The organism is Asanoa sp. NPDC049573, from assembly GCF_040676615.1.
In the GTDB taxonomy this organism is placed as follows: domain Bacteria; phylum Actinomycetota; class Actinomycetes; order Mycobacteriales; family Micromonosporaceae; genus Asanoa.
On the sequence record NZ_JBFAPI010000028.1, the window covers coordinates 31,568 to 52,949 of the forward strand.

General features: G+C 71.5%; 18 protein-coding genes and 1 other RNA gene. 11 read left to right on the forward strand and 8 right to left on the reverse strand.

Going from position 1 to position 21,382, the window contains the following annotated elements; genetic code table 11:
- The first annotated feature begins 120 nt into the window (after positions 1 to 120).
- Both AB0J74_RS35850 and panB read left to right on the forward strand, forming a co-directional pair.
- Entirely contained in the window at positions 121 to 1,914 is a 1,794-nt protein-coding gene (locus AB0J74_RS35850) for an NAD+ synthase (RefSeq protein ID WP_363456704.1), read from the forward strand.
- Positions 1,915 to 2,029: 115 nt separating this feature from the next.
- Positions 2,030 to 2,860 (forward strand): 3-methyl-2-oxobutanoate hydroxymethyltransferase, encoded by an 831-nt coding sequence (panB, locus tag AB0J74_RS35855; RefSeq protein ID WP_363456707.1) that lies wholly within the window; start codon positions 2,030 to 2,032, stop codon positions 2,858 to 2,860.
- Here panB and AB0J74_RS35860 read toward each other — a convergent pair.
- The 5 genes from AB0J74_RS35860 to AB0J74_RS35880 form a co-directional block, all read right to left on the reverse strand.
- Entirely contained in the window at positions 2,843 to 3,559 is a 717-nt protein-coding gene (locus AB0J74_RS35860; protein ID WP_363456710.1) for a helical backbone metal receptor, read from the reverse strand. The genes panB and AB0J74_RS35860 overlap by 18 nt on opposite strands.
- Before the next feature lie 26 nt (positions 3,560 to 3,585).
- Complete coding sequence (gene npdG, locus AB0J74_RS35865) at positions 3,586 to 4,278, reverse strand: NADPH-dependent F420 reductase (RefSeq protein ID WP_363456712.1); 693 nt, start codon at positions 4,276 to 4,278, stop codon at positions 3,586 to 3,588.
- A gap of 20 nt (positions 4,279 to 4,298) precedes the next feature.
- A complete protein-coding gene (locus AB0J74_RS35870; RefSeq protein ID WP_363456715.1) occupies positions 4,299 to 5,741 on the reverse strand; it encodes an RNB domain-containing ribonuclease in 1,443 nt (480 codons plus the stop codon).
- 75 nt (positions 5,742 to 5,816) lie between these two features.
- Positions 5,817 to 6,497, reverse strand: coding sequence for a histone H1-like repetitive region-containing protein (locus AB0J74_RS35875; RefSeq protein ID WP_363456718.1), 681 nt, complete (start codon positions 6,495 to 6,497; stop codon positions 5,817 to 5,819).
- Positions 6,498 to 6,584: 87 nt separating this feature from the next.
- Positions 6,585 to 6,788, reverse strand: a complete 204-nt coding sequence (locus AB0J74_RS35880; protein ID WP_363456721.1) for a hypothetical protein — start codon at positions 6,786 to 6,788, stop codon at positions 6,585 to 6,587.
- Between the two features lie 170 nt (positions 6,789 to 6,958).
- On the opposite strand from AB0J74_RS35880, the gene AB0J74_RS35885 reads away from it, so the two are divergent.
- The 7 genes from AB0J74_RS35885 to AB0J74_RS35915 all read left to right on the forward strand — a co-directional run bounded on the left by AB0J74_RS35885 (position 6,959) and on the right by AB0J74_RS35915 (position 13,049).
- Complete coding sequence (locus AB0J74_RS35885) at positions 6,959 to 7,423, forward strand: MarR family transcriptional regulator (RefSeq protein ID WP_363456724.1); 465 nt, start codon at positions 6,959 to 6,961, stop codon at positions 7,421 to 7,423.
- A gap of 28 nt (positions 7,424 to 7,451) precedes the next feature.
- A complete protein-coding gene (locus AB0J74_RS35890; RefSeq protein ID WP_363456727.1) occupies positions 7,452 to 7,763 on the forward strand; it encodes a hypothetical protein in 312 nt (103 codons plus the stop codon).
- A gap of 182 nt (positions 7,764 to 7,945) precedes the next feature.
- Positions 7,946 to 9,271: a glycoside hydrolase family 18 protein gene (locus AB0J74_RS35895; protein WP_363456730.1), complete on the forward strand. Its 1,326-nt coding sequence runs from the start codon at positions 7,946 to 7,948 to the stop codon at positions 9,269 to 9,271.
- A gap of 128 nt (positions 9,272 to 9,399) precedes the next feature.
- Positions 9,400 to 9,639, forward strand: coding sequence for a DUF3311 domain-containing protein (locus tag AB0J74_RS35900; RefSeq protein WP_363456733.1), 240 nt, complete (start codon positions 9,400 to 9,402; stop codon positions 9,637 to 9,639).
- Positions 9,640 to 9,644: 5 nt separating this feature from the next.
- Positions 9,645 to 11,315, forward strand: a complete 1,671-nt coding sequence (gene mctP / locus AB0J74_RS35905) for a monocarboxylate uptake permease MctP (RefSeq protein WP_363456736.1) — start codon at positions 9,645 to 9,647, stop codon at positions 11,313 to 11,315.
- A 176-nt stretch (positions 11,316 to 11,491) separates the two neighbouring features.
- Positions 11,492 to 11,689: a helix-turn-helix domain-containing protein gene (locus AB0J74_RS35910; RefSeq protein ID WP_363456740.1), complete on the forward strand. Its 198-nt coding sequence runs from the start codon at positions 11,492 to 11,494 to the stop codon at positions 11,687 to 11,689.
- Between the two features lie 88 nt (positions 11,690 to 11,777).
- Positions 11,778 to 13,049, forward strand: a complete 1,272-nt coding sequence (locus AB0J74_RS35915; RefSeq protein WP_363456743.1) for an MFS transporter — start codon at positions 11,778 to 11,780, stop codon at positions 13,047 to 13,049.
- On the opposite strand, the gene AB0J74_RS35920 is transcribed toward AB0J74_RS35915, so the two are convergent.
- Entirely contained in the window at positions 12,966 to 13,730 is a 765-nt protein-coding gene (locus tag AB0J74_RS35920; protein ID WP_363456745.1) for a sulfite exporter TauE/SafE family protein, read from the reverse strand. The two genes, AB0J74_RS35915 and AB0J74_RS35920, sit on opposite strands and share 84 nt — an antisense overlap.
- 43 nt (positions 13,731 to 13,773) lie before the next feature.
- On the opposite strand from AB0J74_RS35920, the gene rnpB reads away from it, so the two are divergent.
- Together rnpB and AB0J74_RS35930 are read left to right on the forward strand one after the other, a co-directional pair.
- An RNA gene (gene rnpB / locus AB0J74_RS35925) (RNase P RNA component class A) lies at positions 13,774 to 14,172 on the forward strand.
- A gap of 328 nt (positions 14,173 to 14,500) precedes the next feature.
- Positions 14,501 to 14,974, forward strand: a complete 474-nt coding sequence (locus AB0J74_RS35930; RefSeq protein WP_363456748.1) for a hypothetical protein — start codon at positions 14,501 to 14,503, stop codon at positions 14,972 to 14,974.
- Here the strand turns inward: AB0J74_RS35930 and AB0J74_RS35935 are convergent.
- Both AB0J74_RS35935 and AB0J74_RS35940 read right to left on the reverse strand, forming a co-directional pair.
- Positions 14,955 to 15,806 (reverse strand): DUF4253 domain-containing protein, encoded by an 852-nt coding sequence (locus AB0J74_RS35935; protein WP_363456780.1) that lies wholly within the window; start codon positions 15,804 to 15,806, stop codon positions 14,955 to 14,957. The genes AB0J74_RS35930 and AB0J74_RS35935 overlap by 20 nt on opposite strands.
- Before the next feature lie 49 nt (positions 15,807 to 15,855).
- On the reverse strand, positions 15,856 to 21,330 hold the full coding sequence (locus tag AB0J74_RS35940; RefSeq protein ID WP_363456751.1) for a biotin carboxylase N-terminal domain-containing protein: 5,475 nt from the start codon (positions 21,328 to 21,330) through the stop codon (positions 15,856 to 15,858).
- Between the last annotated feature and the right edge of the window lie 52 nt (positions 21,331 to 21,382).

The following is a 21,382-nucleotide window of genomic DNA, read 5'->3' on the forward strand; positions in this document are numbered from 1 at the left end:
TCTGAGCTGCATGTGTGCTAGCTGACCAGTGTTGCTCGGTCTCGTTACGCCAACGTTACGGTAGGACGGTGCCCGCCGGCGGCCCCGGGTGCGGGTGCCCGCGGATGGGAGGATTGAGGCATGCCCACGCTGCGCATAGCGCTCGCCCAGGTCAACCCGACCGTCGGCGACCTCACCGGCAACGCCGGCATCGTTCGCTCCACGACCCGCGCCGCCCGCGACGCCGGCGCCCGGCTCGTGGTGTTCCCGGAGATGATGCTCACCGGCTACCCGATCGAGGACCTGGTCTTCCGCCAGTCCTTCGTGGCCGCCTCCCGGGCCGCGCTGGAGCGGCTGGCCGCCGACCTCGACAGCGACGGCCTGGGCGACGTGCCGGTGGCGGTCGGCTATCTCGACGCCGACGGCCCGCCCTCGGTCAACTCCGCCCACGACCCGTCCGCCGGCCCGCGCAACGCGCTCGCCGTCCTGCATCGGGGCCTCGTCGTGGCCCGCTACTTCAAGCACCACCTGCCCAACTACGGCGTCTTCGACGAAGACCGCTACTTCGTACCCGGCAACACCCTGGTTGTCGTCCGGATCGACGGCATCGACGTGGCGCTGACCATCTGCGAAGACATGTGGCAGGTCGGTGGCCCGTTCGCGGCCGCCCGCCGGGCCGGTGTCGGCCTGGTGCTGACGGTCAACGGCTCACCGTTCGAGTTGCACAAGGACGACACCCGGCTGGGCCTGGTCCGCCGGCGGGCCGCCGAGGCGGGCGCGACGATCGCCTACCTCAACATGGTCGGCGGCCAGGACGAACTCGTCTTCGACGGCGACTCCATGATCGTCGCCGCCGACGGCTCGGTGCTGGCCCGCGGGCCGCAGCTCACCGAGCACCTGCTGATCCACGACCTCGACCTGCCGCTCGGCCTGCTCCCGCCGCCACCGTCGACGCCGCCCCTGCCCGGGCGCAGCAAGGCCGAGCTGGTCGGCGACGAAATGGGCATCCAGCGGGTGCACGTCTCCGACCCCCACCCGGTGCTGCCCGCAACCCCGCTCCAGGGCGGCGTCGCCGAGCGGCTGTCCGACGAGGCCGAGGTCTGGGGCGCGCTGGTGCTGGGCCTGCGCGACTACGTGCGGAAGAACGGGTTCAGCGGCGTCGCCCTCGGCCTGTCCGGCGGCATCGACTCGTCGGTGGTCGCGGCCATCGCGGTCGACGCGATCGGCCCGGCCGCGGTGGTCGGCGTCTCGATGCCGAGCCAGCACTCGTCGACGCACTCCCGCGAGGACGCGGCCGAGCTGGCCAAGCGCACCGGCCTGGAATACCGGGTGCACGAGATCCAGCCGATGGTCGACACGTTCCTGACCGGCATGTCGCTGTCCGGCCTGGCCCTGGAGAACCTGCAGGCCCGGGTCCGCGGCGTGATCCTCATGTCGATCTCCAACCAGGAGGGCCCGCTGGTCCTGACCACGGGCAACAAGAGCGAGCTGGCGGTCGGCTACTCCACCCTCTACGGCGACTCGGTGGGCGGCTTCAACCCGCTCAAGGACGTGCCGAAGACACTGGTCTGGAAGCTGGCCCGGTGGCGCAACGACGAGGCCCTGCGCACCGGCGAGGAGCCGCCCATCCCCGAGCGCTCGATAGAGAAGCCGCCGAGCGCGGAGCTACGCCCCGGTCAGCTCGACAGCGACTCGCTGCCCGACTACGACGAGCTGGACGCGATCCTGCTGTCCTACGTCGACAGCGACCGGGGCCGCGCCGACCTGGTGGCGGCCGGCCACGACCCGGCGGTCGTCGATCGCGTCCTGCACCTGGTCGACCTGGCCGAATACAAACGCCGCCAGTCCGCGCCAGGCACCAAGATCTCCATCAAGGCCTTCGGCCGCGACCGCCGCCTCCCCATCACCAACCGCTGGCGCGAAGCCACCGGCTGACTCGGCTCGTGTGAAAGATTCCACGCTCGTCTCTCCCCCGGGGGCTCGCGGTGGGACCATCGGAGGGTGCCCAGGGACCGCACCGGAGCGGCCTTGAGGCGAGAGGAGAGCTGCGATGTCAGAGCAACCGTCCCTCTACGGCGGGCCCCCCAACCGCCGGGTTCGCACCCGTGAGCTGATCGCCGCCAAGGAGCGTGGCGAGAAGTGGCCGATGCTGACCGCCTACGACCAGTACACCGCGGCGATCTTCGACGAGGTCGGCATTCCGGTGCTGCTCGTCGGCGACTCGGCCGCCAACAACGTGTTCGGCTACGAGACCACCGTGCCGGTCACGGCCGAGGAGCTGCTTCCCCTCGTACGCGCTGTGGTGCGGGCCACACACCGCGCCCTGGTCGTCGGTGACCTGCCCTTCGGCTCCTACGAGGAGGGGCCGACCCAGGCCCTGCGCACCGCCGTGCGGTTCATGAAGGAAGGCGGCTGCCACGCCGTCAAGCTGGAGGGCGGGCGGCGCACCGCGGCCCAGATCGAGGCGATCACCTCGGCCGGCATCCCGGTGATGGCGCACATCGGGTTCACGCCGCAGAGCGAGCACGCGATCGGCGGCTACCGCGTCCAGGGCCGGGGTGACGCGGCCGACGAGGTGATCGCCGACGCACACGCCGTGGCCGAGGCCGGGGCGTTCGCCGTGGTGCTGGAGATGGTGCCGGCACACGTCGCGAAGCGGATCACCAACGAGATCGCGGTGCCGACCATCGGCATCGGCGCGGGGCCCGAGACCGACGCCCAGGTGCTCGTCTGGCAGGACATGGCCGGCATGCGCACCGGCAAGCTGCCGCGCTTCGTCAAGCGCTACGCCGACCTGCACGGGGTGCTGCGCGACGCGGCCGCCCAGTTCGGCGACGAGGTCCGCGGCGGGCAGTTCCCGACCTCAGAGCAGAGCTTCTGACAGCACCGCCCGGGCCGAGGCCAGCGACGGGCCGTACCAGGTCAGATGCCGGCCGCTGACCAGCGCGTACGGCAGCCCCGGGAACGCCTCCGGGCCGTCGCCCGCGGAGAACGCGTAAGGCTCGTCCGGCAGCACCAGCAGGTCCGCGCCCGCCGCCCGCAGGTCCGCGAGCGGCGGGCGCGGATACCGTTCCGCGGCGCCCGCGTAGACGTTGTCGACGCCGAGCCGGGCGAGCAGGTCGCCCGCGAACGTGTCGGCGCCGAGCACCACCCAGGGCCGCCGCCAGACCGGGATCAGCGCGCGGCGGCGTACCCCCGTGAACGGCTCTGACCAGGCCTCTCGGGCGGCGCGCAACCAGGCCGGCGCGGCCGCGCCCAGCACCGCCAGCAGCCGCTCCAACGAGTCCAGCGCCGCGTCCAGCGTGCGCGGATAGGTCACCCAGACCGGCACGCCCGCGGCCCGCAACGCCTCGACGTCTTCGCGGCGGTTCTCCTCGGCGTTGGCCAGGACCAGATCCGGAGCGGCCGCGCGTACGCGGTCGAGAGCTGGATATTTCGTCCCGCCGACCCGGAGCACGTCGAGGCCCTCCGGCTCCACGCACCAGTCGGTGGCGCCGACCAGCACGTCCGGCACGGTGCGGGCGACCGCCTCGGTCAGCGAGGGCACCAGCGAGACCACCCGGCGCGGCGCGCCGGGCAACGGGACGGGCGTGCCGAGGTCGTCGTTCAGACGTCGGTCACCCGGAACCCGGCGTGTGCCTTGTAGCGGCGGTTGATCGCGATCAGGTTGGCGGTCAGCGCCTCGACCTGGTGCGCGTTGCGCAACCGGCCGGCGTAGATGCCGCGCATGCCGGGAATCCGGGCCGCCAGCGCCGCGACGACGCCGGCCAGGTGCCGGTCCTCCGTGCAGATCATGATGTCGAGATCCATCGACTCGACCGACGGGTCGGCCAGCAGCGGCGCGCTGACGTGGTTGAACGCGGCGGCGACGGTCGACTCGGGCAGCAGCGCGGCGGCCTGCTGCACCGCGCTGCCCTCCTCGACCAGCAGCGGGTAGGGCCCGTGGCTGTCGAAGCCGATCGGGTTGACGCAGTCGACGACCAGCTTGCCGGCCAGCGGGCGGCGCAGCGCGGCCACCGTGTCACGGTGGCCGGCCCACGGCACCGCGATGATGGTCAGGTCGGCCGCGGCGGCCACGTCGGCGTTGGGGCCGCCCTCGACCGCGCGCGTGACGCCGGGCAGGGCGGAGATCTCCTCGGCCGAGGCCGCCGCCCGGACCGCCTGGCGGGAGCCGATCAGCACCCGCTGGCCGGCCCGGGCGAGCCGGTAGGCCAGCCCCCGGCCCTGGTCGCCGGTGCCGCCGATGATGGCGACCGACAGGGCGGAAACGTCGGGTAGCGCGCTCGGGTCGTAGGCCATGGTGGCATCGTCCCAAACGATCACTTCCGGGTGAACAGCACCGTCCGTCTGGCCGGGTCGGCGGTGACCAGGGTCACCTGGACCCGCTCACCGAGTGGCAGGTCGCCGGTGCAGCGGGCGCGCACCGGCGGGTCGTCGAGCGCAACCGTGCCGCCCGGCTCGCGGCCGTTCGGCGCGGCCGGGGCCGGGGCCGTGCGGCGCGGGCCGTCGACGTCGGTCACCCCGGCATCGAACGTCTCGCCGACCCGGTCGCGCAGCAGCACCGCCTCGGTCAGGTCGACGGCGCCGCGGGCCGCCGCACCGGCCACCCGGTCGGTGCCCGTCATCGTCTTGGGCAGCTTCGGCAGCGCCTCGCGGGCCCACTGCGGCACGCTGACGCCGGCGGTGAGGGCCAGACAGACCTCGGTGGCGTAGCGGTCGGCCAGCCGCCGCAGCGGGGCCGTCACGTGGGCGTACGGGGCGCCTACGCCACCGTGCCCGGCCTGGTCCGGCGGAGCGCCGTCGAACGCGGTGTAGCCGGCGCCGCGCATCAGCTCGGCGGCCTGGTCGAGGAAGGCGGCGCCGCGCGGGTCGGCCGGGTCGACGCCGGCGATCACCCGGCCCACGGGGGCGCCGTCGGGCCACGAGATGCCCAGCGCGTGCGCGGCGGCCCGCAGCCGCTCGACGGCCTCGGGGTCCGGCGACGGCATCGTGCGCAGCAGGCCGACCCGGCCGGCGAGCATGATGCCGGCGGCGGCCGCGCCGGTCAGCAGGGAGATCTGGGCGTTGTGCTGCTCGGCCGGCAGCGGAGCGCGGAGCACCAACGTGTAGCCGTCGCCGTCGGGTTCGATCTCCTGTTCGGGTAGCGGCAGGTTGATCGCGCCCCGGTCGAGGCCGCGCTCGGTGAGCAGCGCGCCGATCTCGGGCAGCAGGGCGATCGGCTCGGCCGCAGTGCCGGCCGCGAACTGGCCCTGCACGGTGCCGTAGTCGAGCTGCTCGCGGCTGCGCACCAGCGCGCGTTCCAGCGTGACGCCGGTGGTGCCGCCGTCGGCGTCGAGGTCGATGGTCCACAGCACGGCGGCGCGGGTGCGCTCGGGTAACAGGCTCGCGGCGCCCTCGCTGAGCGCGACCGGGTGCAGCGGGACGTTGCCGTCGGGCAGGTAGACGGTCTGGCCCCGGCGCCAGGTCTCCTCCTCGAGCGCGCCGCCCGGACGCACGAACGCCGCCACGTCGGCGATCGCGTAGTGGACGCGATAGCCGCCCGGGCGGCGGGTCAGGCACATCGCCTGGTCGAGGTCGCGGGACCCGACCGGGTCGATCGTGACGAACGGGATGTCGGTGCGGTCGGGCCGGTCCGGCAGCGGTGCCGCGGCGGCGTCTTCCGCCTCGCGCTGCGCCGCGGGCGGGAAGCTGTCTGGCAGCTCCAGCTCGCGGCGCAGCGCGGCGAAGTCGAAGTGGGGCGCTCGGACTCGTCGGGTCACCACCGGTACTTCATACCAGTCGCGAGCGCCCCGCTCCGGTTTTGCTCGCGGTCCGCTCGCGCGGACCGATCGCTGGCCCTATCGCGCGGTCTTGCGGGCGGTCGTCTTGCGCGGGCTGGTCGCCTTGCGGACCGTGCTCTTGCGGGCCGCGGTGGTCCGCTTGGCCGCCGTCTTGCGGGCGGTCGTGGTCTTCTTGGCGGCAGTGCGCTTGGCGGGTGCCTTCTTCGCGGTCGCCCGCTTCGCCGGCGCCTTCTTCGCGGCCGTCTTGGCCGTGGTCGCCCGCTTCGTGGCCGTCTTGCGCGCGGCGCTGGTCTTCTTCGCCGTGGTGCGCTTCGCGGTCGTCTTCTTCGCGGCGGTCTTCTTGGCGGTGGCCCGCTTCGCGGGGGCCTTGGTGGCCGCCTTACGCGCCGTGGGGCGCGTCGTCTTCTTCGCCGCAGTCTTACGCGCGGTGGTCGTCTTGCGCGCGGTGGTCTTCTTGGCGGTGGTCCGCTTCGCCGTGGTGCGCTTCGCGGCGGTAGTCGTGGTCCGCTTGGCGGCGGTCTTCTTCGCCGTGGTCTTCTTCGCCGTCGCCCGTTTCGCGGGCGCCTTCTTGGCAGTTGCCCTGGTGGTCACCGTCTTGCGCGCGGGTGTCTGCGCGGAGACGGTCTTCCTGGCGGTGCCCGAGGCGCGGGACGCGCTCGACCGCTTGGCCGCGGTGGTCTTCTTGCCCGCCGCGCGTTTCGCGGCCCTCGGTGTCTTGGCCTTCAACGCTTCGGCCATGTCGGTTTCCTCCTTGCGAGACGTGCGTCGGGTCCGGCTCCGTCGCGGAGACCGCGGAGTTGCTCGCCGTGACGAGTGCCGCGGCGCCTACCTCTCCTCCCCTGCCCAGCGGCGGTCCTCTTCGTCCCACACCTCGTTGCGCTCCTGCACGGTTTGCAGGGCGTTCTCGGCGTCGGCCTTGGACCGGTAGGGACCCAGGACGTACACCGCGGGGCATACGTCAGCATCGGTCTCGACCCTGTGATGACGGGTGCACCAGAAGTACTCCGTCCCACGTCCGCTGTCGCTCATGGGATCACTGTGCACCGCAAAACGGCTAAGCGCCACCGTTTCACACAAAAAGAGGGGGTCCCATCCACTGTAGACCGGCTGAGTCGGTAAGGGACCGAATCGCCCCTGGCGTGTCCCTACCGCGTGAAGGGCGGCAATTCTGTCCGGTTTTACGGCTGTAACATACAGTCATGAACGCGGACGACTCCGTCATCGGCCGGATCGAAACCGAAGTGGCGCTGCTCATGCGGTTCGGTGAGGCGACGCGGCGGGCCACCCCCGTCGAGGCGCACCGATCGCTCGACCGGGCGGCCTACGTGATCCTGCGGCACCTCGAAGAGGCCGGCCCACAGAACGTGTCCGCGCTCGCCGCCCGCCTCAACCTCGACGGCTCCACGGTCACCCGGCAGGTGAGCGCGATGGAGCGCGAGGGCCTGATCGACCGCGAGCCCGACCCCAGTGACGGCCGCGGCACGCTGGTCTCCGCGACCCAGGCCGGGTTGCGCCGGATGGGCGTGGTCCGCGCCGCGCGGGCCGAGCTCTACGACGGGATGCTCCGCGACTGGTCCGAACGCGACCGCACCGAGCTCGCGACACTCCTGAAGCGCCTCAACGAGGCACTGTCGGCGCGTAGCCAGTCGCGCCCGCGTTCGTGACGTCGCGCGCCGGGGCATACTGCCACGCATGACTGCCTTCACCCTGATCGCCGCCGACGGCGCCCGAACCCAGGATCCCGATCCGGCCACGATCGCGGACGCGGTGCGGGCGCTGACCGTCGACAACTGGTTCGTCATCCTGGAGGAGAATGACGACACCTTCCTCCAGGTGGCGGTCAAGCCGGACTTCTTCGCGCTGGAACGCCGCGCGGGCGGCGACGAGACGCACGTCGGCACCGAGGTGGCCACGATCGAGGAGACCATCGAGGCGTTCCAGGCGTACGCGCGCCAGGACCCAGCCTGGACGTCCCGCTTCAGCTGGGCGCCGGTCAAGCTCTAGGGGGTATTGCGCCCCGCCGTCCCGTCCGTGCCCGTTCGACTGATTTCAGTCCTTGGTGGACGTTGAGCTCTTCAACAGCCTGAGCGAGTTGGGGCTCGCTTGACGGGCTACGGATCGACAGCCTACGTTTTGCGCACACAACAGGAAAGAAGCCTTACTGTTTCTTCCCGACAGGAGTCCAGATGCGCAGAATTGTCGCCGTGGCGGCCGTAGCAACACTCCTGGGCACCGCGCTCACCGCGGCGCCGGCCTCGGCGCACGACCGCGACGGTCAGAGTTTCCGGCAGGTCGGCTATTTCACCCAGTGGGGCATCTACGGCCGGGCCTTCCCGGTCAAGAAGCTCGACACCTCCGGCGCCGCCGCGCGGCTGACGCACCTCAACTACGCGTTCGGCAACGTCAGCCCCGACGGGAAGTGCTACGTCGACGGCGCGGCGCCCGAGGGCGACTCGTGGGCCGACTACCAGCGGCCGGTGCCCGCCGAGGAGAGCGTCGACGGCGTCGCCGACACCTGGGGCGAGCCGCTCAACGGCAACTTCGGCCAACTGCAGAAGCTCAAGGTCAAGCATCCCGACCTGAAGGTGCTGATCTCGCTCGGCGGGTGGTCCTGGTCGAACCACTTCTCCGACGCGGCCCTCACCGACGCGTCCCGCAAGGCGTTCGTCGCGTCCTGCATCGACCTCTACCTCAAGGGCAACCTGCCCAACCCGGACGGCAGCGCGGGCGGGCCGGGCACGCTGAAGGGCGTGTTCGACGGCGTCGACCTCGACTGGGAGTGGCCGGCGGCGCCCGGTGACGTCGACAACGTCTACCGGCCCGAAGACAAGCAGAACTTCACCAGGCTGGTCGCCGAGTTCCGCAAGCAACTCGACGCGTACGGGCGTACCCAGAAGAAGCATTTCGAACTGACCGCGTTCCTGCCGGCCAACCCGACGAACATCGACGCCGGCTACGAGGTCCCCCAGGTCATGAAGAACCTGGACTTCGCGACCATCCAGGGGTACGACTTCCACGGCACCTGGGAAGCGACCGCCAACCAGCAGTCGGCGTTGCGCATCCCGGCCGGCGCCACCCTGCCGGACTTCTCGCTGGCCGACACGACCAGGGCGTGGCTCGACCGGGGCGCGCCGCGCGACAAGCTGGTCGTCGGCATCCCCTACTACGGTCACGGCTGGACCGGCGTGACGGGCGGGCGCAACGGCCTGTTCGGCACGGCGACCGGCGGCGCCGCGCCGGCCACGTTCGATGCGGGCACGGAAGACTACAAGGTGCTCAAGACCCTCGCCGGCACCGACGGCTACCAGGTCTACCGCGACCTGCGGGCCGGCACCGCCTGGCTATACAACGGCACCACCTTCTGGACGTACGACGACCCGGCGGTGCTGCTGCAGAAGGCGCTGTGGATCCGCAGTGAGCGGCTCGGCGGCGCGATGGTCTGGTCGCTCGACGGCGACGACGACAACGCCACCCTGACCCGCACCCTCCACCTGGGACTGTGGACCCCCTGAGCTGCGGATAGCCGCTCAGCGCAGGTGACTCGCCGTTCGGCGCGTCGGCTCCGTGGAACGTCGAGTTCTGACTTAACGAACGGTTAACCTCCGGCCGTCAAAAGAACCATGACGGCCGGAGGTTTGTCATGAGTGATCAGGAAGCGCGCGCCGACGGCGCGCCCGCGGTGGCTCGCGCGAAGGACAAGAGCCCGTGGAACTGGTTACTGTTCCTGCCAATCGTTGTTCCGCTGCTGACCCCGCTGTTCAACCATGACTCGCCGCGGGTCGGTGGCTTCCCGATGTTCTACTGGCTGCAACTGCTGTTCATCGTGCTGGGCGTGTCGACGACCACCGTCGTCTACCAGATGACCAAGAAGCGGCGGTGAGCACGATGGGCGACCACGTTACCGAGATCGTCATCTTCACCGTCCTGTTCCTGCTGGTCAGCGGCATCGGTTTCGTCGCCGCCCGCTGGCGCGCGCCCAACGACATGGGCCACCTCGACGAGTGGGGCCTGGGCGGGCGCAGCTTCGGCGGCTGGATCACCTGGTTCCTGGTCGGCGGCGACCTCTACACGGCCTACACGTTCGTCGCGGTGCCGGCGCTGCTGTTCGGTGCGGGCGCGGCGGGCTTCTTCGCCGTCCCGTACACCATCATCATCTATCCCCTGGTCTTCCTGGTCCTGGTGCGGCTCTGGTCGGTCTCGCACCGGCACGGGTTCGTGACGCCGGCCGACTTCGTGCGGTCGCGGTTCCAGTCGCCGACGCTGGCGCTGCTGATCGCGATCACCGGCATCGTCGCCACGATGCCCTACATCGCGCTGCAACTCGTCGGCATCGAGGCCGTGCTCAAGACGATGGGCGTGACCGGCGACAGCGCGCTGGCCCGGCACCTGCCGATCATCATCGCGTTCGCGATCCTGGCCGCCTACACCTACCAGTCGGGGCTGCGGGCGCCGGCGCTGATCGCGTTCGTCAAGGACTCGCTGATCTACATCGTGATCCTGGTGGCGATCTTCTACCTGCCCTACAAGCTGGGCGGCTGGGGCTCGATCTTCGACGCGGCGCAGAAGAAGTTCGACGGCACGCCCAACCCCAACGACGGCATCGTGCTGACCGCGGCCAACCAGTGGCAATACATCACGCTGGCGCTGGGCTCGGCGCTCGCCCTGTTCCTCTACCCGCACAGCCTCACCGGCGTGCTGGCCAGCCGCAACCGCGACGTGATCAAACGCAACATGTCGGCGCTGCCGGCCTACAGCCTGCTGCTCGGCCTGATCGCGCTGCTGGGCTTCATGGCGATCGCGGCCGGGGTCAAACCGCTGCCCGGCGCGAAGGCGGGCTCGACCGACAGCAACACGGTCGTGCCGCTGCTCTTCGACCTGCACTTCCCGGCCTGGTTCGCGGGCATCGCGTTCGCCGCGATCGGCATCGGCGCGCTGGTGCCGGCCGCGATCATGTCGATCGCCGCGGCCAACCTGTTCACCCGCAACATCTACAAGGAATACCTGAAGCGCGACGCGACGCCGGCGCAGGAGGCCAGCGTCTCGAAGATCACCTCGCTGGTGGTCAAGGTCGGCGCGGTCGCCTGCATCGTGTTCCTCGACCCGCAGTTCTCCATCGACCTGCAACTCATCGGCGGCGTGATCATCCTGCAGACGCTGCCGGCGGTGGCGCTGGGCATCTACACCCGGTGGTTCCACCGCGGCGGCCTGATCGCCGGTTGGTTCGCCGGCATGGCGCTGGGCACCTGGATGCTCTACCAGATCCCCAACGCGGCGACGGGCCGCGCCCACTTCGGCGGCTCGGCCTTCCCGCTCAACAAGTTCGGCTTCATCGACTCGACCACCACGGTGTACGTCGGCCTGGTCGCCGTCGCCGTCAACCTCGCCGTCGCGGCCCTGGTCACGCTGGCCCTGCGGGCCGGCAAGGTGCCCGACGGCGGCGACGACACCACGCCCGACGACTACTTCGCCGACGAGGGCGACCCACGCGTCTCGGTGCCGGCCCAGCCGACCACCACGGACCCCGACCTCGCCCCGGCACCGTCCCCGAAGGTCTGACCGCTTGACAGCCGGCGCCCCCTATATCGGATGTCGATGCGTCGACATCCGACAAGGGGGCGCCACCATGCGCGGTCGGGACTGGTTGGGGCAGCTCCACCTCAGCGCCGCACTGCTCTGGCAGATCACCCGCGGCGTCGCCGTGCGGTCCGAACTCGACACCGTCGTCTGACGCCATGCCGCCGGACGACGGGGACCGCGTCGAGGCGCACATCGACAAGCTGCTGGCCGCGCGCGGCATGACGCCGGCCAACCTCTCGATCCTGAAGAACGGCCGGGCCCGGGCCGTGCGCTTCTCGACGCTGAGCGCCCGATGCACAGCGCTCGGCTGCCAGCCGGGCGACCTGTTCACCGTCCACGAGCCGCGCTGTTAGGATCACGCCATGTTCCTCTCCCGTGCGTAGGACGCCGCCGCTTCCCTAGCCGGCCCTTGGCGTCCCTACCACCCTGAGGAAAATCCCCATGTCTGCGCCCTCGCGGGCGGCGTCCTACCGCGCCGTCCTCGCCACTCCGCACGCCCTGCGGACGTTCTCGGCGGCCCTGGTCGGCCGCCTCTCCTACGGCGTCGTCTTCGTCTCATTGACCGTCGCCCTCACCACCGCGACCGGCTCGTATTCCCTGGCCGGGGCCGCGATCGCGCTGTTCGGCGTCGGCGCCGTGGCCGTCGCGCCGCTGCGCGCCGGGCTGATCGACCGCTACGGGCCGCGCCGCACCCTGCCGCCGATGGCGGTCGCGTACGCGGGTCTGCTGGCCGCGCTCGCCGTCGCGACCTGGCGACCCGGTGCGTCCGCGGGCTGGCCTCTGCTGGTGCTGACCGCCCTGGCCGGTGTCTGTTCGCCACCGCTCGGACCGGTCATGCGTACGTTGTGGAGCAGCCTGCTGCCCGACGCCGCCCGCCGGCAGCGGGCCTTCGCCCTCGACACGGTCGTCGAGGAACTGCTGTTCGTGACCGGGCCGGTGGTGGCCGGGCTGTTCATCACGATCGGCCGGCCCGCCCTGGGCGTGGCCACCAGCGCCGTCCTGGTGCTGGCCGGGGCGCTGGCGATGGTCTCCTCACCGGCGGCCGCCGACTGGCCTTCACCGGCCGCCACCGCTCCCCCGCTGCGCGGCGGACGGGCCCTGTGGGAGCCGGTGCTGGTGGTGGGCGGCCTGGGTCTGGGACTCGGCGCGCTGGGCCTGCTGGTGGTCGCGTTCGCGACCCGGCACGACCAGGTGACCGCGGTGGCCTGGATCGAGGCGGCCCTGGCGGCGGGCAGCGCGGTGGGCGGCATCGCCTACGGCGCCCGCGCCTGGGCGTTGCCGCGGCGCGTCCAGTTGCCGTTGCTGACGCTCGCGCTGGCCGCCGTGCTCGTCGCCGCCGGTTTCGCGCCGGGCGTGGTCGCGCTGGCGGTCGCGGCGGCGCTCGCGGGCCTGTTCGTGGCGCCGGCGCTGACCACGGCGTACCTGCTGGTCGACGAGGCCGTTCCGGCCGCGGCCCGGACCCGGGCCGGCACCTGGGTGAACAGCGCCTACAACGCCGGTTCTTCGGGTGGCACGGCCGCGGTCGGCCTGCTGATCGGCCGCGCGCCACTGCCGCTGTGCTTCGCGGTGGCGGCGCTGCCGTTGCTGCTGACGGCGACGGCGGTGCTCGTACGCCCGGGTCGCCGCCGTTCAGACGAAGGCGTGGAACAGCAGATAGATGCCGATGCCGGTGCCGAACACGACGATGAGCACCTTGAGCACACTGCCGCGTAGCCGGCGGGCCAGCCGCGCGCCGACATAGCCACCGACGATCGTGGCCGGCGCCAGCACCGCGACGGTGGCCCAGTTGACCGGACCGAAGAGGGCGAACACCACGACGGTGGTCAGCCCGACGGTGGCCGAGAGGAGGTTCTTGACGGCGGTCACCCGGGCCAGCGTCTCGTCGAGCACCAGCGCCAGCCCAGCGACGAACATCACACCGAGCGCGGCGCCGAAGTAGCCGCCGTAGACGCTGCCGACGGCGACCATGCTGTGCAGCATCACCCGCTGCCGGCCGCGACTGATCCGCGCCGGATGCCCGACGACCTTGCGAAGCTGGTCCTGGAACGCCAGCACGGCGGTGGCGCCGAGCACCAGGAACGGCACCACGATGTCGAACGCGGCCTCCGGCGTGATCAGCAGCAGCACACAGCCGGCGATCGCCCCGACCACCGCGGTCGGCAGCAACAACAGGGTCCGCCGCTCCTGGCCACGCAGGTCGCGGCGGCTCCCGTACACGCTGGCGAAGTAGCCCGGACAGACGGCGACGCTGTTGCTGACGTTGGCCGGTACGGGTGCGAGGCCGACACCGAGCAGCGCCGGAAACGTGATGAGGGACCCACCACCGGCGATCGCGTTCATCAGCCCAGCGGCCAGCCCGGCGGCGACCAGCAGAACGGCATGGGTGAGATCCATCGGAGATGCAGAATAGCCCCCCGGTAGAATGGCTGCAGACGGACGAGTCGGCTGGGCGGTCGCGTCGGTGACCCTCCGGGGTCGCCGCCGAGGAACGTCCGGACTCCGCAGGGCAGGGTGGTTGTTAACGGCAACCCGGGGTGACCCGCGGGAAAGTGCCACAGAAAACAAACCGCCAGGTCCCAGCGACCTGGTAAGGGTGAAACGGTGGGGTAAGAGCCCACCAGCGCGCCGGGTGACCGGCGCGGCTCGGTAAACCCCACCCGGAGCAAGGCCAAAAGGATCGCCCACGGGCGATCTGCGCAGGCGTTCGAGGGCTGCCCGCCCGAGCCTGCGGGTAGGCCGCTCGAGCCTGCCGGCAACGACAGGCCTAGATGGATGGCCGCCACCCACCGCCGCGAGGCGGCGGGAACAGAATCCGGCGTACAGGCCGACTCGTCCGTCGCCCTCCTGCTTGCCGTGCTGGCCACCCTGGTGCCCAGACGGCTCAGCGGACGTCGCCCACGGCGGCACGTCGGCTGGTTTTGACCCTGGCTCTGGACTTGCGGGGCCGCCCCACTCACCCAGCCCCGGCTCGACAGGAACCGCTCGTCTGAGGTGAGATCGACCGCGACAACGTCAGAGGCGCTCGTGGCGTGATCTGACCTTCAGCTCCACAGGCACTCACCCAGAAGGCCATCCAGCAGTCACGCCCCGCACGGTGACCGGCCGGCGCCTTCACGGAACCCAGAACCTAAATCATCGGCCAGGATGGATCCGTCAAGCATGTGGTGGGACTGGACAAGTTGAGCGGTCAGCGCAAGAAACGCCTCGCGCTGATCGCCTCGCTTCTTGTGGTGGCGGCCGTCGCCGTACCCGTCATCGTGAAGGCAAGCGACGTTGTTCTGCCGGGAAGCGCGATTGGACATCCCGACAATTCCGCGGTCACCCTGTCGGTGCGGGAGCCGCTGGTAGGCGACGTGGTGATGTTCGAGCTTGACGTGCCAGACATCAAGGACGGCAGGACCATCCGCGTTACGGAGATCGCCGCGTCGCCTGATCGCGGCCTCACGCTGCTCGGTGCACGCATCTATCACCGGGAGGACTTCGGGGGGTTCGCGTTATGCGCCACCGGGAACCACGGCGTCGACGAGATTGAGATCCAGTACGAGTCCGCGTCACACAGGTACGAGCAAACCCTCACGGTGGACTTCGAGGTCCGCGACGCCTTGCCCGGCAACGCTGTCAGGGTCGGTTGTGGATGAACCAGGCCGTGCCGCCGGGCAGTGCGGCGGCCAACTCCCATCGGGTCATCGACAGGTTGCCGGCCAGGCCGAGAATCTGACCGGCCGCTGCCCAGGCGTCGTTGCCCGCTGTGGGTGGACGTTCGACCGTGAACTGGAGCATGGTCCCCCAACAGGCGACGAGGTGCGCGCCCCAGCGACCGTGCCACTGCCACAGGACCGCGGCCAACTCGCGTTCGTTCTGCTCGGCACCGTAGAAGCTGATCCATTTCGCGGCGAGCCAAGGGTCGGCGGTCGGCAGCAACACCAGCGTGACGCCGGACGGCGTGAACCAGTAGTCGGTCCGGACCGCGTAGCCGACCCTGCCCCGAACCCGCGCTTCGAGCTCGGGATCGGCCAGGACCCGGTCATAGATCCAATGGTCGAGGTCGGCGCCGGTTGACGGCACCGGCGCCTGCTGGAGGAGGGTCTCGCCGAGGTCGATGCCGTGGTAGCCGCGCGCGTAGCCGGGCACCTCGTCCGCGGTGGCTGGGCCATCCTCATCCGACCAACGCCGGAAACGTGTCCACGGGTCCACGGTGCGGGCGGCGTCGTCCAGGGTCGTCAACTCACGCGGTCCCGGCTGCCTCGGGTCGGGGTCGGGTCGCGGGTCGACGGCACTCCACTCGTCGGCGACGAGCACCGGCCACCGACCCGTCACACCGACCAGTGCGTAAGCCGCCTGCCAGGTCTGGAGAACCTCCGCCGGGTCGACGTCGGCGACCAGAATCGTGCCGGCCGGCCCGTGCGCGGCCGTCAGACCGGCGAGAAAGCCACCATCCAGCGCGCCTTCGATGTCGTCCAGGTCCGTCATCACCGGCCGAGCCTTCCAGACCCGGCGGAGCGAAGACAACGGCTGCCGGTCAGCGGGTCATGCCACGCTCGATGGCCTCGATGATCCGAGGACGCAGTTCCGCGGCGCTGATGATGGCGTCGACCGAGCCGACCTCGACCGCCCGCTGGATGCTGTGCACGCGGTCGAACTCCGCCGCCACCTCGCCCAGCTTCTCCGCGCGGACCGCCGCCGCGACCTCGGCCAACTGCGCGTTCAGCGCCGCCCGCTCCGCACCGCTCGCGGCGGCGACGGAAGCCTGCAGGTTGGTGACCCGCGGGTCCGTCGCCGTGCGGTTGTTGACGTCGCCCGAGAAGACCACGGCCGCGGCCGGTGCGCCGCCCAGCACCGAGGCGAACGAGCCCTCCAGCGCCAGCACCGTCATGTTGGGGTTCAGGGCCTTCGAGAAGACCACGAACGCGCCACCGTGGTAGCGGGAGATGACGCAGAAGACGATCGGGCCCTCGAAGTTGACGATCGCCCGGCCGATCTCGGCGCCGTACTCGAGTTGGAGCTTGCGCATCGACTCGGGAGAACCGTCGAATCCCGACAGGTTGGCCAGCACCACCAGCGGGCGGTTGCCCGACGCGGCGTTGATTGCCCGCGCGGTCTTCTTCGACGAGCGCGGGAACAGCGTGCCGGCCGTGTAGGTGTCGGGGCCGTCGGTGGGCGGGAAACCGCGCCGCGGTACGGAGCGCGACTCGATGCCGATCAGGCAGACCGGCCAGCCGCCGATGTGCACGTCCTGCACCGCCGACGTCTCCGCGTCCGCCATGCCGGCCCAGCGTTCCAGCACGGGGTGGTCCTGGTCGGACAGGGCACGCATGACCGTACGGATGTCGAACGGCTTCTTCCGGTCCGGGTTGTGCGCGGCCGAGAAGATCTCGCCGACCGTGTTGAAGTCGCTGCCGGCCAGCTCGTGCGGGAACGACGAGACGTCGCGCGAGGCGGGGTCGGCCGTGACAGCCCGCCGCGGGCCGGACTCGCCGGGCACCACGTAGGTGTGGTCGTAGTGCGCCATCAGCACGTCGCGCGCGGCCGGCAGGTTGGGCGCCCAGTACTGCGCCTGGCCGTTGGGGCCCATCACCCGGTCGTAGCCGCCGATGCCGAAGTTGTCTTCGGCCGAGACGCCGCCGGAGAAATCGAGCGACTGCTTGCCGGTCAGCACCATCGCCGAGTCCGGGGTCATCACCAGGATGCCCTTGGTGTGCATCAGCATCGTGGCTTCGGCGTTCCAGTAGGGCTGGGCACCGACCGTGATGCCGGCGACCACGATGTTGATCTCGCCGCCGTCCTGGGTGAACGTGACGATCCGCTTGAGCGCGGCCGCGACCCAGTCCATGTTCTCGGTGCCGGAGCTCATCGAGATGCGGGCACCCGCCGAAAGAGCGAACCATTCCAGGGGTACGCGCATCGAAGCGGCCAGGTCGAGCGCCGCGATCACCCGCGCGCACTCCGGCTCGGCCAGCGCACCCAGTGCCTTGGTCGGGTCGCCGAGCAGGACCACCCGGGTGACGCCCTCGGGATGCCGCTCGGTCGGGGTCGTGACGACGCCCGCGACGATCGCCGCCGTGTTGCGCCCCTTCGGCCGGTCGACCGGCACCAGCACGCCACCGTCGTCGAGGTCGTGCTCGACGAACGTGCCGGACCGGCCGGCCAGCAACTCGGTCAGCTCGTAGGGGTAGACGTTGCCGCGCCGGGCCGCCCGCAGCACCTTCTGGCGGTAGTCGTCGAGCGGGCGCACCGGCTCCATCGACGGCTTGTCGACGTGCACCCGTGCGCCGTTGCCCGGGTCGAGGGTGATCCGCACCGCGACCTCGGCCAGCTCGCCGGCGGCGTTGCGCTGGCGGGCCACGAACTGCACCTCTTCGAGGCCCGCGCCGGCCGTGGTCGGCAGGATCCGCTGGACCAGGGCGTTGAGCTCGTCGGCGGACAGTTCGGTGGCCGGCCAGACGTACATCATCAGGCGGTTGGTGTCGTAGCGCTTGTTCTGCGGCCGTTGGGCCTGGATGTTGCGGATCGCGTCGAGGCCCGCGGTGATCGCGTCTTCCAGCGCGGGCAGCGCGACCAGCCGGCCGTCGGCCTCGCGCAGCGGCGTCAGGTCGCGGACCTGACCCATCGCGACCAGCCGCTCGTCGGCCGGATTGCTCCGGGCCACCGCCTTGAAGAGGTAGATCTCCTCGTCGGCGGACGGCAGCCGGGTGAGGTCGAACTCGCGCAGCCGGTGCAGTTGGAGGCGCTGGGCGATCTGCGGGTGCAGGCCACGGATCAGCCTGTCCTCGGCGAAGCCGTGACCGTCCGGCCGGAACGTGAAGTGGTGGTGCATCACCGCGCCGCTCTTGCCGGCGATCGTGGTGGTGATCCGGCGGACGCCGGCGGGCAGCGTGCTCGCGGCCAGGATCTCGCCGAGTCGCACCGCCATCGCCTCGGCGTCGGGCTGGTCGTCCCACATGACGTAGAGGTCGGCGACCAGCGAACGGTCGGCGACGTCGGCGGCGAACGCGCCCACCGCGCCGATCGCGGCGGGCAGGGTGGCGATGTCGACGGCCGTCGTGACGAGCCGGGTCACGCCCCGGACGCCGGTGTGCTCGGCGGTGACGAACCGGCAGCCGGCGATCTCCCGCTCGGTGACCGACGACAGGCCCCGGTTGCCGTAGTAGCGCCGGGTCAGCACCTCCAGCAGCGGCGCGTGGTCGCGACCGGGCCGGCCGATCCGCTGGCCGATCAGCCGGACCAGCGGCTCGGCGCTGGCGACCATGGCCTGGATCCGCTCGGCGCGGTCGGGCGCGTCCGGGTTGCGGTCGAGGTGCCGCAGGTCGGCGCGGACGGCGGCGTAGACGGCGGCCCGGTTGCGGCGCAGCAGCGGCTGGGCGAACCAGCGGAACACGACGCCGCGCGACAGGTCGGACACGGTCGGGAAGCGCACCTGGGTGGCTTCGACGAGGTGTTCGAGGGTCAGGCCGGCGCGTTCGCGGAGCGCCTCGACCGGCGGCGAGCCGGCGATCCACGCTCGGAGCAGCTCGGAGACGATCGCGACGTTGCGGCTCATCTGCTGCTGGGCCAGGAAGATCCGGAAGACGGCTTCCTCGAGCTCGGGCGTGCGGTCGAGGCTGGTCACGCCGTAGTGGGCGAGCACCCGGGTCAGCCGGGCCTGGAAGCTCTCGGGCACGCCGGCGCGCTCGACGTCGAGGCTCTGCAGGTAGCTGTGGAACGACTCGCGCGGGCTGTGCACGTGGCTGTCGGACTCGACCTCGAGCTCACCGAGCGGCCTGTTGCGGCTCAGCTCGGACAGGTCGGCGAAGACCGTGAACAGGTCGAGCTCGCCGGCCAGCGGCCGCTCGCCGAGGGCGGCGCGGGCGGTCAGGTAGGCCGAGAGCACCCGCTGGTGGCCGTTGGGGTCGATGTCGAAGCCGAGCAGCAGGCCGCGCAGGTCGTGCAGGCCGCGGTCGACCCGGTCGGCCGGCGACTCCACCGGCCGGGCCGGCAGGTCGATCTCGACGGCCGTGGCGGCGGCCGCGGCCGGCTCGGCCGCGTCCTGGTCGGCCAGCGGCTCGAGCCGCATCAGCGGCGCACCGGTCTCGACCTGGCTGCCCACCGACACGGGGCACTCGCGCACCCGGGCCCGGAACGGCGCCCGGAGCACCGTCTCCATTTTCATGCTTTCGAGTACGAGGATCGGGGCCCCCGACTCGACCTCGTCGCCGACGGACACCGGCGTGGCGACCACCAGAGCCGGCGCGGGTGAACGGACGACACCGCCCTCGTCGCGGCTGATCCGGTGGGTGACGCCGTCGACCTCGACCAGGTGGATCGGGCCGTGGGTGGCCGACACCAGCCGGAACCGGCGGCCGTTGACGACGATCTGGCCGGTGTGCTCGTCGTAGCGCTCGATCTCGACGTCGGCGGTGGCCGCGCCGGAGAGGTCGACCCGGAAGCGGCGATGCCCGACCCGGGCCACGCTGACCCGGTAGCCGGCGCCGCGCAGCTTGAGGTCGAGCGGCCGGCCCGGGTCGTGGTGCACCTGCGGGCGGCCGCCGTGCGCGGTCTCCAGCAGCCGCTGCCGGCTGATCTCCTCTTCGTCCTCGTAGGCCTCGATGGCGGCGGCGGCCAGCGCGATCGCCGAGTGCCGGTGGTTGACCAGGCGGCCTTCGGCGCGTACCCGGTCGATCCAACCGGTGTCGGCACTGGCGTCGATCACCTCGGGCTGGTCGAGCAGGTCGAGCACGAAGCTCTTGTTGGTGGCGCCGCCCTCGATGATCACCGTGGTCTCGGCCATGGCCCGGCGGAGACGGCCGAGCGCCTGGGCGCGGTCCTGCCCGTACGCGATGATCTTGGCGATCATGGAGTCGAAGTCGGCCGGGATCGTGTCGCCCTCGCTGACGCCGGTGTCGACCCGGATGCCGGGGCCGGCGGGCAGCACCAGCCGGGCGATCCGACCGGGCGCCGGCGCGAAGTCGCGATCGGGGTCCTCGGCGTTGAGCCGCGCCTCGACCGCGTGCCCGGCCTCGGCCGGCTGCGGGCCGGTCAGGCTGCCGCCGTTGGCCACGTGCAACTGGAGACGGACCAGGTCGGTGCCGGTGGTCAGTTCGGTGATCGGGTGCTCGACCTGGAGGCGGGTGTTGACCTCGAGGAACGCGAACATCTTGTCGCCGGGGTGGTAGAGGAACTCGACCGTGCAGGCGCCGCGGTAGCCGACGGCCACCGCGAGCCGCTCGGCCGAGGCCCTGAGCTCGGCGGCCTGCTCGCTGGACAGCACCGGCGAGGACGACTCCTCGATGATCTTCTGGTTGCGCCGCTGCACCGAGCAGTCGCGCACCCCCAGGGCCCAGGCGGTGCCCTGCCCGTCGGCGATGACCTGCACCTCGACGTGGCGGGCGCCGGTGACCAGGCGCTCCAGGAAGACGACGCCGGAGCCGAACGCGCGCAGCGCCTCCTGGCTGGTGCGGGTGTAGGCGTCGGTCAGGTCGTCGGCCGAGGCGACCATCCGGATGCCGCGCCCGCCACCGCCGGCGGTCGCCTTGAGCATCAGCGGGTAGCCGATCTGCTCGCCGGCGCGCAGCGCGTCGTCGAGGGTGGCCACCTCGCCCCGGCTCCACGGCGCGACCGGCACGCCGACCTCTTCGGCGATCAGCTTGGCGCCGATCTTGTCGCCCAGCTTGCGCATCGCTTCGGCGCTCGGCCCGATGAAGGTGACGCCGAGCTTGTCGCACAGTTCGGCGAACGCCGGGTCTTCGGCCACGAATCCCCAGCCGACCCACGCGGCGTCGGCCCGGGTCTCGATCAGCGCCCGTTCGAGGACGGCGTGGTCGAGGTAGGGACGCGCGGAGGCCGGCCCGAGCGGGTAGGCGACGTCGGCCTCCCGCACGAACGTCGCGGTGCGGTCGGCGTCGGTGTAGAGCGCGACCGTCTCGATCCGCGCCCCGGTTTCGGCGGAAAGGTCCCGGACCGCGTGGATGAGCCGCATGGCGGCCTCACCACGGTTGACGATGGCGACACGACTGAACACCGGCTGAGCCTCCCATAGAGGACGACGTCCGGGTTTCGGACGGTCGCCTGCA